The 13,450-nt window shown below is 72.6% G+C and carries 10 protein-coding genes; 1 reads left to right on the top strand and 9 read right to left on the bottom strand.

Annotated elements, in window-relative coordinates; translation table 11 throughout:
• From ACFV2X_RS53340 to ACFV2X_RS53325, 4 genes are all read right to left on the bottom strand, one after another.
• Positions 1-534 (bottom strand): SIMPL domain-containing protein (locus ACFV2X_RS53340; protein ID WP_385631058.1); only part of this gene is annotated, 534 nt, incomplete at its 3' end.
• A gap of 135 nt (positions 535-669) precedes the next feature.
• Positions 670-1,125 carry an NUDIX hydrolase gene (locus tag ACFV2X_RS53335; protein WP_089511374.1) on the bottom strand — a complete coding sequence of 152 codons (456 nt, stop codon included), beginning with the start codon at positions 1,123-1,125 and terminating at the stop codon, positions 670-672.
• Positions 1,125-2,567: a lysine N(6)-hydroxylase/L-ornithine N(5)-oxygenase family protein gene (locus tag ACFV2X_RS53330; RefSeq protein WP_385631056.1), complete on the bottom strand. Its 1,443-nt coding sequence runs from the start codon at positions 2,565-2,567 to the stop codon at positions 1,125-1,127. The genes ACFV2X_RS53335 and ACFV2X_RS53330 overlap by 1 nt, the downstream gene beginning before the upstream one ends.
• Positions 2,564-3,979, bottom strand: coding sequence for a pyridoxal phosphate-dependent decarboxylase family protein (locus ACFV2X_RS53325; protein WP_385631054.1), 1,416 nt, complete (start codon positions 3,977-3,979; stop codon positions 2,564-2,566). Before ACFV2X_RS53325 ends, ACFV2X_RS53330 begins: the two co-directional genes overlap by 4 nt.
• Positions 3,980-4,314: 335 nt before the next feature.
• Between ACFV2X_RS53325 and ACFV2X_RS53320 the strand changes: the two genes are divergently transcribed.
• Positions 4,315-4,866, top strand: a complete 552-nt coding sequence (locus ACFV2X_RS53320) for a MarR family winged helix-turn-helix transcriptional regulator (protein ID WP_385631051.1) — start codon at positions 4,315-4,317, stop codon at positions 4,864-4,866.
• Here ACFV2X_RS53320 and narI read toward each other — a convergent pair.
• The 5 genes from narI to ACFV2X_RS53295 all read right to left on the bottom strand — a co-directional run bounded on the left by narI (position 4,808) and on the right by ACFV2X_RS53295 (position 13,164).
• Positions 4,808-5,569, bottom strand: a complete 762-nt coding sequence (narI, locus tag ACFV2X_RS53315) for a respiratory nitrate reductase subunit gamma (RefSeq protein ID WP_385631049.1) — start codon at positions 5,567-5,569, stop codon at positions 4,808-4,810. The two genes, ACFV2X_RS53320 and narI, sit on opposite strands and share 59 nt — an antisense overlap.
• A 262-nt stretch (positions 5,570-5,831) precedes the next feature.
• Entirely contained in the window at positions 5,832-6,458 is a 627-nt protein-coding gene (gene narJ, locus ACFV2X_RS53310) for a nitrate reductase molybdenum cofactor assembly chaperone (RefSeq protein ID WP_385631048.1), read from the bottom strand.
• The gene (gene narH, locus ACFV2X_RS53305; protein WP_385631046.1) at positions 6,455-8,101 is read right to left on the bottom strand and encodes a nitrate reductase subunit beta; all 1,647 of its coding nucleotides are present in this window, start codon (positions 8,099-8,101) and stop codon (positions 6,455-6,457) included. Before narH ends, narJ begins: the two co-directional genes overlap by 4 nt.
• Position 8,102: 1 nt before the next feature.
• Positions 8,103-11,810: a nitrate reductase subunit alpha gene (locus tag ACFV2X_RS53300; RefSeq protein WP_385631045.1), complete on the bottom strand. Its 3,708-nt coding sequence runs from the start codon at positions 11,808-11,810 to the stop codon at positions 8,103-8,105.
• 316 nt (positions 11,811-12,126) lie between these two features.
• Entirely contained in the window at positions 12,127-13,164 is a 1,038-nt protein-coding gene (locus tag ACFV2X_RS53295) for a tellurite resistance/C4-dicarboxylate transporter family protein (RefSeq protein WP_385631044.1), read from the bottom strand.
• Between the last annotated feature and the right edge of the window lie 286 nt (positions 13,165-13,450).

The following is a 13,450-nucleotide window of genomic DNA, read 5'->3' as shown; positions in this document are numbered from 1 at the left end:
GCCCCCTCGGCGGGCGGTGCGCGGGGCGTCCTGCGCGCCCGCGTATTCGGGGGGGCGCTGGACCGCCTCCCGTACGGCCTGGCGGCGCGCCTCGGCGTGGGCGGGCGAGTCGGGGCGCAGGGCCCAGGAGGGGCCGATGACCTGGGTGAGTTCCAGGTCGGCGAGGCGGGTGCTGAGCTCGCCGAGCGCGGTGAAGTCGGCGATGGTGACGGAGAGGTGGACGCGGCCATGGTAGGCGTGTATGCGCTCGTGACGGCCCTTGGCGGTGAGCTGCGGGGTGATGGCGAAGGCGCCGGTCTCCAGCTTCTCGACCGCCTGGCCGTAGGACTTCACGAGGTCGAGGACCTGGGCGTTACGACGGGTCAGGTCTTCGAGGGCGGTGCGGCGGTCGCTGCCGCGTGCGCTGACGGTGATGCCGAGGCGGGCGATCTCGGGGTCGACTTCGAGGCGGGCCTCGCCGCGGACCGCGACGCGCGGGCTTTCGGGGGTGCCGTAGGGCAGGGCGGTCGTGGGCTGCGGAGAGGCGTGGTCCATGGGGTGGCTGCTCCTTGCGGGCGGTTTGCGGGCGGGTGAGAAGGCCGGTTCTCAGGATGGTTCGGTTCTTGGGGTGGTTGGCGCCGTGGGCCTGTTGTTCAGGCCGGTGTCAGTGAGCCGGTCGCAGCCGCCTCGTCAGGCCGGCGTCTGGACCCTGCCCTGGGCGGGCCGTGTCCGGTGCAGCGACAGGGCGATGTCCACGAGCGGGACCCGGGGCAGTTCGGCGACGCGGTCGAGTTCGATCCAGGCGGCCTGGTCGGTGGAGCCATTGATCTCGTTGCGCAGCTGCCCGCCGACGATATGCGCGGTGTAGACGACGCGCAGGCCGTGGAAGTCGGCGTCGCGTCCGCGGCGGCGGGCGTAGCGGTGGTGGACGGAGTCGATGCCGAGGAGGTCGTCTATCTCGACGGTGTAGCCGGTCTCCTCCTCGACCTCGCGGATGGCGGCGTCGTACGGGTCTTCGCCGTGCCGGATGCCGCCGCCGGGCATCGTCCACTGTTTGCTGTCGGGGCCCACCCATCGGGCGAGGAGGATTCTGCCGTCCTGGATGCAGACGGCGTAGGCGGCGACTCGGAGTTGTCTGTTGGCCATCACCCAAGGATGGCCCGGGTGTCGGATGATCGAAAGCTGTCGCGCTGTTCGGGGAGGTGTCCGGCGGCGCTGCCGGGGTGGGTGGGCTGGAGGCCGAAGGTGGTGAAGGCGGTGCGGGGCGGGAGGGGGTAGACGGGTTCGGTGGTCAGCGAGTTGAGGATGACGGCGGAGCGCCAGGCGGCGAGGCCGAGGTCGGGGGCGCCGACGCCGTGGGCGTGGCGCTGGGCGTTCTGGACGTAGATGGGGCCCTTGACGATGGGGTCGAGGACGATGCGGTGGTGTTCGTCGATGCGGGGGCGTTCGCGGGAGTCGCGGCGGATGTAGGGGTCGAGGGCGGCGATGATGGTGTCGATGCGCCGTTCGCGGTAGCCGGTGGCGAGGACGACGGCTTCGGTGATGTGGCGGCTGCGGGCGCCCTGTTGGGCGTGTTCGAGGTGGAGTTCGAGGCGGGCGGCGGCGGTGCGGCCCGCGGTGCGGACGGTGACGCCGGGGGTGAGGACGGTGTCGGGCCAGCCGCCGTGCCGGGTGCGGCGGTAGAGCTCGTCGTGGATGTCCGTCATGGTGTCGTGGGCGATGCCCTTGTAGAGCTGCCATTGGCGGGGCACCAGTTGGTCGCGTACGCATTCGGGCAGGGCGTGGAAGTAGCGGGCGTAGTCGGGGGTGAAGTGTTCGAGGCCGAGCTTGCTGTATTCCATGGGGGCGAAGGCGGGGGTACGGGTGAGCCAGTGGAGTCCTTCGGCGCCCGGGGGCCGGTTGCGGAGCAGGTCGAGGAAGACCTCGGCGCCGGACTGGCCTGAGCCGACGACGGTGACATGGCCGGTGGCCAGCAGCGCTTCGCGGTGTTCGAGGTAGTCGGCGGAGTGGATGACGGGCACGCCGGGGGTGTCGACGAGGGGGCACAGGGGCGCGGGGACGTGGGGTTCGGTGCCGACGCCGAGGACCAGGGCGCGGGCGTAGCTGCGGCCCATGTGGCGGGCCTCGCCGGTGGCGTCGAGTTCGGTGAAGTCGAGTTCGAAGAGGAGGTGGTCGTGGTTCCAGCGGACGGCGTCGATCTGGTGGCCGAAGTGGAGGCCGGGGAGATGGCGGCTGACCCAGCGGCAGTAGGCGTCGTATTCGGCGCGTTCGATGTGGAAGCGCTCGGCGTTGTAGAAGGGGAAGAGCCGTTCGTGGGCCTTGAGGTAGTTCAGGAAGGTCCAGGGGCTGGTGGGGTTGGCGAGGGTGACGAGGTCGGCGAGGAAGGGGACCTGGACCTTGGCGCCATCGATGAGCAGGCCGGGGTGCCAGTGGAAGGCGGGGCGCTGTTCGTAGAAGGCGGTGCGCAGGCAGGGGATGCCCTGGGCGAGGGCGGCCAGGGAGAGGTTGAACGGTCCGATGCCGATGCCGGCGAGGTCCAGGGGCTGTTCGGGTCCGGCGGCGGGGGTGGGGGGTTGGGCGGTGCTCATGGGGTGCTGCCTTCCACGAGTGCGACCAGCGCCCGCAGGTCGCTGGGCTGGGTGTGCGGGTTGAGGACGGTGGCCTTGAGCCAGAGCCCTTCGTAGGTGGTGGCGCGGCCGAGGACGGCCCGGCCCTCGCGCAGGAGGCGGCGTCGTACGGCGGCGACGGCGGCCGGGTCGGCTCCGGCGGGCCGGAAGAGGACGGTGCTGATGGCGGGGCGGGCGTAGAGGTCGAGGCCGGGGCGGGCGTCGATGAGGTCGGCGAGGTGCTGGGCGGCGGCGCAGGCTCGTTCGACCAGGTCGCCGAGGCCGCGGCGGCCGAGGGCGCGCAGGGTGACGGCGATTTTGAGGATGTCGGGGCGGCGGGTGGTGCGCAGGGAGCGGCCGAGGAGGTCGGGGATGCCCGCGGCGGTGTCGTCGTGGGCGTTGAGGTAGTCGGCGCGGTGGGCGAGCGGGGCGAGGACGGCGCTGTCGGGGACGGCGAGGAGGCCGGCCGCGGCGGGCTGCCAGCCGAGTTTGTGCAGGTCGAGGGCGGTGGTGCGGGCCCGGTCGAGGCCGTGGAGCCGGGTGCGGAGGGTGTCGCTGAACAGGAGCGGCCCGCCGTAGGCGGCGTCGATGTGGAGGGTGGCCGCATGGCGGTCGCAGAGGTCGGCGATGGGCGGCAGGGGGTCGATGGCGCCGGTGTCGGTGGTGCCCGCGGTGGCGACGACGAGTACGGGGTGTGGTGGGCCGGGCAGTTCGGCGAGGGTGTCGTGGAGGCGGGCCGGGTCGAGGACGCCGGTGGGGGTGGGGATGGTGAGGGGCGCGGGGAGGCCCAGGAGCCAGGCGGCGCGGTGGACGCTGTGGTGGGCGTTGGCTCCGCAGACGATCCGCAGGGGGGCGGTGGCGCCCGCGGTGCGGGCGGCCTCGCGGGCGAGCAGCAGGGCGAGTTGGTTGGCCTCGGTGCCGCCGGTGGTGGCGAGGGCGTCGGGGTTCGGGCGGTGGGGGTGGACGAGCCGGGCGAGGGCGCGGCAGGTGAGCTTTTCGAGTTCGCCGGCGGCGGGGGCCTGGTCCCAGGAGTCGAGGGACGGGTTGAGGGCGCTGGCGGCGAGGTCGGCGGCGGCCGCGACGGCGAGGGGCGGGCAGTGCAGATGGGCGGTGCAGTGTGGTTCGGCGGGGTCGGCGGCGCCCGCGGCGAGGGCCCGGACGAGGGTGTGCAGGGCCTGGTGGGCGCCGGTGCCGACGGCGGGGAGCACGGGTTCGGCCGCGGCCCGTACGCGACGGGCGACGGCCCTCGGGCCGCCGGGCGGGAGCGGGCCGCCGCGGTCGGCGGCGCCGGTGGCGAGGGCGTCGAGGACGGTGTCGAGCATCGGGCGGAGCGCGCGCGGGCCTTCGGTACCACCGGCCAGGAGGCGGGCGGTCGCGGAAGCGGGCACAGGCATGGGTGTGCCCCTCGTCTCGAGGTCGGGCAGGGGAACGGTCCTGGCGATGTCTCAAAAGCGGCGCCGGGCCGCCCGGGGGCGGGTCTCACGGCCTCGGTGGGCGGACCGGGCGCGCGGGACAGGCGAAACATCTGGACTCGGGGCCTAAAGTACTTTGCGCACAAGCGGTTCGGCCTGTCGTCGCGACAGATCCACTCGTACGTGGTAGTGCCGGTGCGTGAATTGATCGCGGCGGCCTGGCTGATGAAGCACACACGGCGAGGTGGCGTGATGAAGCGCGGGCCCGGCTTCCGTAAGATGCCCGGGCACAAACGTCGAGCGGGCGAGGGGGCGACGTGGACCGGCAGCCGGACGACAGTGGCCTGACCGAAGAACTCATCGCCTCGATGATGGCCGCCTCGCGGCTGCTGGTGGCGATCTCCGCGCGGGCGCTCGCCTCGATCGACGAGACGCTGACGGCGACGCAGCTGCGCGCCCTGGTGGTGCTGGACAGCTGTGGCCCCGCGAAGCTGGCGGCGCTGGCATCCGGGCTCGGGGTCAACCCGTCCACCGCCCTGCGGACGGTGGACCGGCTGCAGTCGCTGGGCCTGGTGGACCGGCGGGTCAATCCGGACAGCCGCCGGGAGGTGGTGCTGCGGGTGACCGACCGGGGCGCGGAGGTGGTGGCGCGGGTGTTGGAGTACCGGCGCGCCGAGATCTCCGTCCTGGTGGAGCGGCTGCCCGCCGAGGCGCGGGCCGGTCTTGCGCATGGTCTGCGGGCGCTGAACGCGGTCGCGGACGAGCCCGACCTCCGGGCGGCAGGGCCGTCCGGGGCCGGGCCCGCCCGGGTCAGTGATGTGCTCGCCGCCGCTTCCGGGGAGGTGCGTCCGCGCCGTCCGGCCCGGTGAGCGCCGGGTGGCGGTACGGCCGGGCCGGGGTGCGGGAGCGGTAGACCACGTACGGTCTGACCAGGTAGCCGAGGGGGGCGGCGAAGGCGTGGACGAGCTGGCTGAAGGGCCATAGCGCGAACAGCGCCAGGCCCAGCAGCGCGTGCAGCCGGTAGACGAGGGGCGCGTGGGTCATGGCCGGGACATTGGGGTCGAGGGTGAACAGGCTGCGGAACCAGACGGATACGCCCTCCCGGTAGTCGTAGGCGTCGTCGCCCACGCCAGTGGCGGTCGCGGTGAGCCCGGCCAGCAGGACGGCGGCGAGCACGGGGTAGACGGCCCGGTCGCTTCGGCTGGTCGCCGCCCGTACGGCGGGCACCCGCAGCCGCCGGTAGAGCAGCAGCCCCAGGCCGGCGACGGTGGCCAGGCCCGCGGTGCCGCCGACGAGCAGCGCGTTGGCGTGGTAGAGCCCTTCGCTGACGCGCAGCCGCTCGGTCAGCGATTCGGGGATGATCAGGCCGACGACATGGCCCGCGGCGACGAACAGCAGCCCGAAGTGGAAGAGCGGGCCGCCGATGCTCAGCAGACGGTGTTCGTGCAGCTGGCTGGAGCGGGTGGTGAAGCCGAAGCGGTCGTAGTGGTAGCGCCAGGCGACGCCCGCGACGAAGAGGACGAGCACGAGGTAGGGCAGCACGCCCCACAGGGCGATGTTGAGGTGGTTCATCGGCCGGTTCCTCCCGGAAGGTGGCCGGCGCGCTCGGGGGCGGCGGCGAAGGGGGGTCAGTGGTCTGGGGTGGGGCCGGGTGGGAGAAGGAGGGGGTCCCCCCAGGCCCGCCAGGGCCGAGGGGGAGGGTCGAGGGGCAAGCATGGGCGTGCCCCGTGAGGAGAGCTCCGCGGCTCCCCCAGCTACCGCTGGGGGCACCCCCTGCGTGCGACGAGCGGGGTGCGGCCAGGCGCCGCCCATCGGCACGCGACGCCGCCCGGCCCTACCCCAGACCACTTACGCCGACCGCTTCGGCGGGTGGTCCGCCGCGGGCGAGCGCCAGGGCCGTGGCGCGGTCGGCGGGCGAGGCGCCGGGCAGGGTGTCGCAGACGGCGCGCAGCACCTCGGCGTACGGACTGTCGTGGTCGGCGAGGGCCATCCTCAGCAGCTCGATGGCGGGGCGGTGTTCGCGCAGCAGCCGCGTCCCCGGGGCGGGGCAGCGGGCGGCGAACTCCAGGGCCAGGGGCAGATAGTCGGGCAGTTCGTCCTCGGGGGGCTCCCAGCCGTGGGCGCGGTAGCGGGCCTTCCACGCGGCGAGCGAGCCGCCGCGGCGCCGGGTGTCGCCGTCGGTGTAGTAGGTGAGGTGCAGGGTGCGCCGCCGGCTGCGGTCGAAGGTGACGACGTAGCGGGCGGCCAGGTCGAGTACGGGGATGTCCTGTACGGCGGCGCAGAACCGCAGCAGCGGTGCGGTGCCTGGGCCGGTCACCTCGCCGAGGGCGTCGCGTACCAGGGTCAGGCGGGCGGGCCAGTGCCGGTCGGGGTAGCCGAGGAGGAGGGCGGCGGCCTGGTGCACGGCGGGGGTCGCCGGGCTCAGCGGGCGCGGCGGCTTCATCGGACTCATGGACGTCATCCCTGCTCCTCGGCGCGGCGCGGGAACAGTCCGCTGGGGCGTCCGCGGCCGTTCCAGTTGAGCAGGTTCAACCGGCCGGCGAGCCCCGACCCGGCACCGGCACCAGCAGGGGCGGGCACCGGCGGGGCGTGGAAGTCGTCGGCGCCGGGGAAGCCGTCCGGCATCATCCCGGGCAGCCCGTCCACGTCGAGGCTGCAGGTGTCAGTGGGCCCGTCGTGGCCCGAGCCCGCGGCGTAGCCGGTGGGGATGACGTACCGCTCGTCGTACTTGGCCAGGGCGAGCAGCCGGTACATGGCCTCGATGGTCTCCTGGTCCATGCCGACCGCGCGGGCGATCGCGGGGTCCTGTTCCTCGCCGAGGTTGTTCCGCCGCATATGGCTGCGCATGGCGGCGAGCCGGCACAGGGCGGCCTCGACCGGTTCCGGGTCGCCTGCGGTGAACAGTTCGGCGAGGTACGAGACGGGGATGCGCAGGGCGTCGATGGCGCCGAAGAGGTTGGCGGGCTCCTCGCCGTCGTGGCCGGTGGCGGTGAGCGCGTCGACCACCGGGGAGAGCGGGGGGATGTACCAGACCATGGGCATGGTGCGGTATTCGGGGTGCAGCGGCAGCGCCACCTTGTACCGGGTGATCAGCGCGTGGACCGGGGAGCGGCGGGCGGCCTCGATCCAGTCGTGCGGGATGCCGGACTCCTCCGCGGCGCGGACCACTTCCGGGTCGTCGGGGTCGAGGAAGCAGCCGAGTTGGGCCTCGTACAGGTCCTTCTCGTCGAGGACTGAGGCGGCCTCGCCGACCTTGTCCGGGTCGTAGAGCAGCACGCCGAGGTAGCGCAGCCGGCCCACGCAGGTCTCGGAGCAGACGGTGGGCTCGCCGGCCTCGATCCGCGGGTAGCAGAAGGTGCACTTCTCGGCCTTGCCGCTGCGGTGGTTGAAGTAGACCTTCTTGTACGGGCAGCCGCTGACGCACATCCGCCAGCCGCGGCAGCGGTCCTGGTCGACGAGGACGATGCCGTCCTCGACCCGCTTGTACATCGCGCCGGAGGGGCAGACGGCGACACAGGAGGGGTTGAGGCAGTGTTCGCAGATGCGCGGCAGGTAGAACATGAACGCCTGCTCGTATTCCAGGCGCACCTTCTCGGTCATCTTGGCGAGGACCGGGTCGCCGGCGAGGTGTTCGGGGCCGCCGCCGAGGTCGTCGTCCCAGTTGGGGCCCCAGGTGACGGCGGTGGGGCGGCCGTCGATGAGGGAGCGGGGCGGGGCGGTGGGCAGGTCCTCGCCGAGGGGGGCGGTGGTGAGGTTGTCGTAGTCGTACGTCCAGGGCTGGTAGTAGTCGTCGAGGGAGGGGAGTTCGGGGTTGGCGAACAGGCGGGCGAGGCGGCGGGCGCGGCCGCCGGTGCGCGGCACGAGCCGGCCGTTCTTCAGGTGCCAGCCGCCCTTCCACTTGTCCTGGTCCTCGTAGCCGCGGGGATACCCCTGGCCGGGGCGGGTTTCGACGTTGTTGAACCAGACGTATTCGGTGCCGGACCGGTTGGTCCAGGTCTGTTTGCAAGTGACCGAGCAGGTGTGGCAGCCGATGCACTTGTCGAGGTTCATGACCATGGCGACCTGGGCCATCACCCTGGGGCGGGACGGCTGGCGGCGGGGCATGTCAGTACTCCACGTTCTGGGACCGGCGCCGGATGACGGTGATCGCGTCGCGCTGGTTGCCGGTCGGTCCGTAGTAGTTGGGCGCGAAGGAGAGCTGCGCGTAGCCGCCGATGAGGTGGGTGGGCTTGATGAGCAGCTTGGTGAGGGCGTTGTGGGTGCCGCCCCGGCCGCCGGTGGTCTCGGACTTGGGCACGTTCACCAGGCGTTCCTGTACGTGGTACATGAACACGGTGCCTTCGGGCATGCGGTGGGAGACCACGGCCCGGGCGACGACGACGCCGTTGGCGTTGACCGCCTCGATCCAGTCGTTGTCGGCCACGCCGATGGACTGGGCGTCGGGCACGCTGAGCCAGATGACGGGGCCGCCGCGGGCCAGCGTCTGCATGATCAGGTTTTCCTGGTACTCGGAGTGGATGGACCACTTGGAGTGCGGGGTGACATAGCGGACGGTGACCGAGCGGCCGGTATCCCCGCTGTTGGCGCCGGGTGGCGGGGCCTCGCCGAGGGCGGCCATGTCCAGCGGGGGCCGGTAGACGGGCAGTTGTTCGCCGAGTTCGGCCATCCAGTCGTGGTCCAGGTAGAAGTGCTGGCGGCCGGTGAGGGTGTGCCAGGGCTTGCGGTGCTCGGTGTTGATGGTGAACGGCGCGTAGCGGCGGTCGGGGGCCTCCTTGCCCGACCATTCGAAGCTGGCGCCGACCTGCACGGGGCGGGTCTGGGTGTCGGAGAACACCACGCGGCGCTCGGCCACCGAGGCGCCCAGTTCGGTGAGGCCCGAGGCCGGGCCGCAGCGCTCCGCGAGCTGCCGGAACCCTTCGGCGGCGAGGCGTCCGTTGGTGGTGCCGGAGAGGGCGAGGATCGCCTCGCACATCTTGGTGTCGGTGTCCAGCAGCGGCCGTCCCTTGGCCGCGCCCCGTACGGCGGTGCCGCAGCGGTCCGCCAGCCAGGCGGCCTCCGGCGCGGGGTCGACGCCCACGCCCTTGACCCGCATGCCCTGCCGTTCGGCGAGCGGGCCGAAGGCGGCGAGCTGGTCGGCGACGGCAGTGTAGTCGCGTTCGACGAGGGCGAAGTCCGGCAGGTTGCGGCCGGGTTCGGCGCCGGTCACGGTGCCGGTCGCCGCGTCGCGCCAGTCCGGTACGGTGCCGCCGGGCTGGGCGGTCTCGCCGGGGGTATCGTGCATCAGGGCGCACGCCACCAGGTCGTGGGCGGTCTCCAGGCGTCCGGCGGCGAGTTCGCTCAGTTTGCGGGCGAGGCCGTGGAAGATCTCGAAGTCGGTGCGGGCCTGCCAGGGCGGGATGATCGCCGGGGTGAAGGCGTGGACGTACGGGTGCATGTCCGTGCTGGACAGGTCGTGCTTCTCGTACCAGGTGGCGGCGGGCAGTACGAGGTCGGCGAAGAGCGTGGTGGAGGTCATCCGGAAGTCCAGCGCCAGCAGCAGGTCGAGCTTTCCGCGCGGCGCCGTATCGCGCCAGGTCACGTCCGCGGGGCGGTTGCCGGGCGGGGCCTCCTCGGCGGTGGCGTTGTCGCGGGCGCCAAGCAGATGGCGCAGGAAGTACTCGTTCCCCTTGGCGGAGGACCCGATGAGGTTGGCCCGCCACACGGTCAGCACACGGGGCCAGTTCTCCGGCGCGTCCGGGTCCTCGCAGGCGAAGTCCAGTTGCCCGGCCGCCAGTTGTCCGGCGATCCACTCCCCCGCCGGCTGCCCGCTCTCCTTGGCCCGGCGGCCCAGGTCGAGGGGGTTGGCGGCGAAGGTGGGGTACGAGGGCATCCAGCCAAGACGCATGGACTGGGCGACCAGGTCGGCGGTGTGGCGGCCGGTGAACAGGCCGCGGCCGGTGGGGGACGCCAGCGCGTCGGCGCCGTACCGTTCGTAGCGCCACTGGTCGGTGTGCAGATACCAGTACGGGGTGCCGGCCATCTGCCGGGAGGGCCGTACCCAGTCGGCGGCGGTGGCCAGCTGCTGCCAGCCGGTGAAGGGCCGCACCTTCTCCTGGCCCACGTAGTGCGCCCAGCCTCCGCCGTTGACGCCCTGGCAGCCGGTGAGGAGCAGCAGGGTGAGGAACGAGCGGTAGATGGTGTCGGAGTGGAACCAGTGGTTGGTGCCGGCGCCCATCACGATCATGCAGCGCCCGTTGCTCTTCTCGGCGGTGCCCGCGAATTCGCGGGCCGCGCGGATCACGGCGGCGGCCGGTACGGAGGTGATGGTCTCCTGCCAGGCGGGGGTGCCGGGCACCGTGGCGTCGTCGTAGCCGGTCGGCCACTGTCCCGTAAGGCCGGGGCGGCCCACCGCGTACTGGGCCATGAGCAGGTCGAAGACCGTGGTGACCAGCCGTCCGCCGAGCCGCCGTACGGGGACGGAGCGCCGTACGGTGGCGCCCGGCGTATCGAAGCGGGGCAGCTCGACCAGGGCGGTCTCGACAGTCCCGGCGGCCTGATGGAGGGTCAGCCGGGGGGTGATGTCGCCCAGGTCCAGGTTCCAGCGGCCCTCGCCGCCCTTGCTCCACCGGTCGCCCAGGGTGCCGCCGGGGACGACCGGGCGGTCGGTCCGCGTGTCGTAGAGCACCGGCATCCAGCGCCGGGCCGCCTCGTCGGCGTGGGCGGCCAGGCCCGGATCGGTCTCCTCCAGATCGGCGGCGGTGAGGAACTTGCCGGGGACGCGGTGTCCGGACGGCTCCCGCTCGACCAGGTCGACCAGGAAGGGCAGATCGGTGAAGCGCCGGACGTAGTCGGTGAAGTAGGGAACCTCCCGCTCGGCGAAGAACTCCTTGAGGATGACGTGTCCCATCGCCATGGCGACCGCGCCGTCGGTGCCGGGATGGGGGTGCAGCCACTCGTCGGCGAACTTGGTGGCGTCCGCGTAGTCCGGGGAGACCACCACCACCTTCTGGCCCCGGTAGCGGGCCTCGGCCATCCAGTGGGCGTCGGGGGTGCGGGTGACGGGGACGTTGGAGCCCCACAGCATCAGATAGGCGGCGTCCCACCAGTCGCCCGACTCGGGGACGTCGGTCTGGTCGCCGAACACCTGGGGGGAGGCGATGGGCAGATCCGCGTACCAGTCGTAGAAGGAGATCATCGGCGCGCCGATCAGCGACATGAAGCGGGCGCCGACGGCGTGCGAGGCCATGGACATGGCGGGGATCGGGGAGAAGCCGGCGATCCGGTCCGGGCCGTATGCCGTCAGGGTGTGCACATGGGCGGCGGCCGCGATCTCCAGCGCCTCGTCCCAGGTGATGCGGACCAGTCCTCCCTTGCCGCGGGCCGACTGGTAGCGGTGGCGCTTGTCCGGGTCGCCGGTGATCTCCGCCCAGGCGGCCACCGGGTCGCCGAGCCGCGCCTTGGCCTCCCGGTAGAGCTCGACCAGCACACCGCGGGCGTGCGGATAGCGCACCCGGGTGGGCGAGTAGGTGTACCAGGAGAAGGCGGCGCCGCGCGGGCAGCCGCGGGGCTCGTACTCCGGCCGGTCCGGGCCGACCGAGGGGTAGTCGGTCTGCTGGGTCTCCCAGGTGATCAGCCCGTCCTTGACGTACACCTTCCAGGAGCAGGAGCCGGTGCAGTTCACGCCGTGCGTGGAGCGCACCACCTTGTCGTGGGCCCAGCGCTCCCGGTACGGGGAGTCCTCCACCGCCTGGTCGGTCCGGTACACGGCCCGCAGGTCCCGGGTGGTCGGGGTGCGCCTGAGGGACGCCCCGGCCCGCAGGAGGCGCTCGGTCACCGCTGACGCGGCTGACTCGGCCGCCGATCGTGTTGTGCGACGCGCCACGGACCAACAACTCCTCTGAGTGGGGGGCCGGGTCACATGCCGCTTCCCCCCGGCAGCGGCATGTGACCTGCTTGGGTTCGCGCCTCAGCATTGCTCGCGTATCAGCCACACCGTCTGACCGCTTTCGGCCATTTGGCATCACCTGAATCTGTTTTTTCTTGCACTTTGCAATGCTTGCCTCAGGCGCATGACTTGCCCACCAGGCAAAAGTTGACGGGAGTTGACGAGGCATCAAACTGGCCTGGTGATCGGTACGGCCTGGTCCTCCTCATCGCCCGGGCGGCGCCGGACGGGAGGCGTTGCGATTTCTTGACCTCATTTTCTGGCCAAATCCTCGGTCGCCCAACGCGCCGAACATGACCATGGCCCATGCCCCAGAGGCAGCCCAGGCCATCACATGCCCCACGGGCACCAGTCGGTGCGGCCCCTCGGCGGTGCCCAGGGTGGCCGTGGACACGGCGTACATGCCCAGCGGGAAGACGATCGTCCACCACGTCGGCTCATAGCCGAGCGAGACCCGGTGCACCCCGTGCCGCCAGACCCCGGCGGCCAGCAGCACCGGCAGCAGACAGGTCATCCAGCCCCATATGACCAGGAGAAACCCCGCGACGACGTCCCCAGGGGGCGAGGAGTCGAGCCCCTGCGGCACGAGCCGGGCGCCGGCCAGCAGGCTGATCGCGCAGGCGCCCATCGTGATCCAGTACGGCGGCGACAGCTCCTGCGGCCGTACGCCGAGGCGCAGCAGCCGGCTCGCCACCGCCACGGCCACCACGGCATAGAGCGCCAGCCCGAGGGCCCAGCCGATCTCCTTCGCCGCCAGGGCCCGGTGGGGCTCCAGCGCGGCGCCGGCCAGCACCACGGACTGGAGGCCCACCACGCACAGGAACCAGCTGCCGTCGACATGCCGCAGCACGCCGTCGGACCCGAGCGCGCGCACCACCCGTGCCGCGCACCACATCAGCGCCAGCCATACGGGCAGGGCCACGGCCAGCAGAATCGCCGCGGCCGGCCGCCACGGCCCGGCCGCCAGCCGGGTGGCGAGCACATCGGAGCCCGCGACGAAGGTGAAGAACCCGAACACCTTCGCCGGGTCTCTCAGCTGCGCCGCCACCTCCCGCCGGTGCCCGGTCACCCGCCGCACCCAGGCCACCAGCAGCAGTCCGTACATCGCCAGGGCCACCGCGAGCAGCCCGTCCGACGCCCATCGCGCCCCCGCGGCGCGGACCCCCTGCGAGACGATGCCGGTCGCCATCACCGGCGCGAAGCCGCCGGGCCGCAGCTCCCGGTCGGCCCGCACACGTTTCATCCACATCACGCCAGGAGGCTGCCACCGGCCCGGCGCGCCGACGCGGCGGTTCGGCCGGGCGGGATCTCGACGGGGGTGTGTTCGGCCAAAGACATCCCACGATCTGGCCACGCCGTCTTGGTGATTGCTTGGCGCTACGCAGAGATACGCGATACCCGCCGGGCCATCGGGCTGCCCCGGCGGGTACCGGGCGGCGCGAACGGGTGTCGCGAACAGGGCCGCGAACAGGTGAACGCCCCCTCGGAAGGGGGCGTGGGGTGGCGGAAGGGAGCGTGCGGCCGCGGGC

Origin of the sequence: Streptomyces sp. NPDC059679, from assembly GCF_042734105.1 — a bacterium.
GTDB lineage: Bacteria > Actinomycetota > Actinomycetes > Streptomycetales > Streptomycetaceae > Streptomyces.
Note: the sequence above shows the minus strand (reverse complement) of the source record. Positions and strands in the feature narration are given on the sequence as shown.

Coding starts and splice junctions, on each gene's coding strand:
- ACFV2X_RS53335 (WP_089511374.1), bottom strand. CDS start 1,125: ATGGCCAACAGACAACTCCGAGTCGCCGCCTACGCCGTCTGCATCCAG.
- ACFV2X_RS53330 (WP_385631056.1), bottom strand. CDS start 2,567: ATGAGCACCGCCCAACCCCCCACCCCCGCCGCCGGACCCGAACAGCCC.
- ACFV2X_RS53295 (WP_385631044.1), bottom strand. CDS start 13,164: ATGAAACGTGTGCGGGCCGACCGGGAGCTGCGGCCCGGCGGCTTCGCG.
- ACFV2X_RS53325 (WP_385631054.1), bottom strand. CDS start 3,979: ATGCCTGTGCCCGCTTCCGCGACCGCCCGCCTCCTGGCCGGTGGTACC.
- narJ (WP_385631048.1), bottom strand. CDS start 6,458: ATGACGTCCATGAGTCCGATGAAGCCGCCGCGCCCGCTGAGCCCGGCG.
- narH (WP_385631046.1), bottom strand. CDS start 8,101: ATGCCCCGCCGCCAGCCGTCCCGCCCCAGGGTGATGGCCCAGGTCGCC.
- narI (WP_385631049.1), bottom strand. CDS start 5,569: ATGAACCACCTCAACATCGCCCTGTGGGGCGTGCTGCCCTACCTCGTG.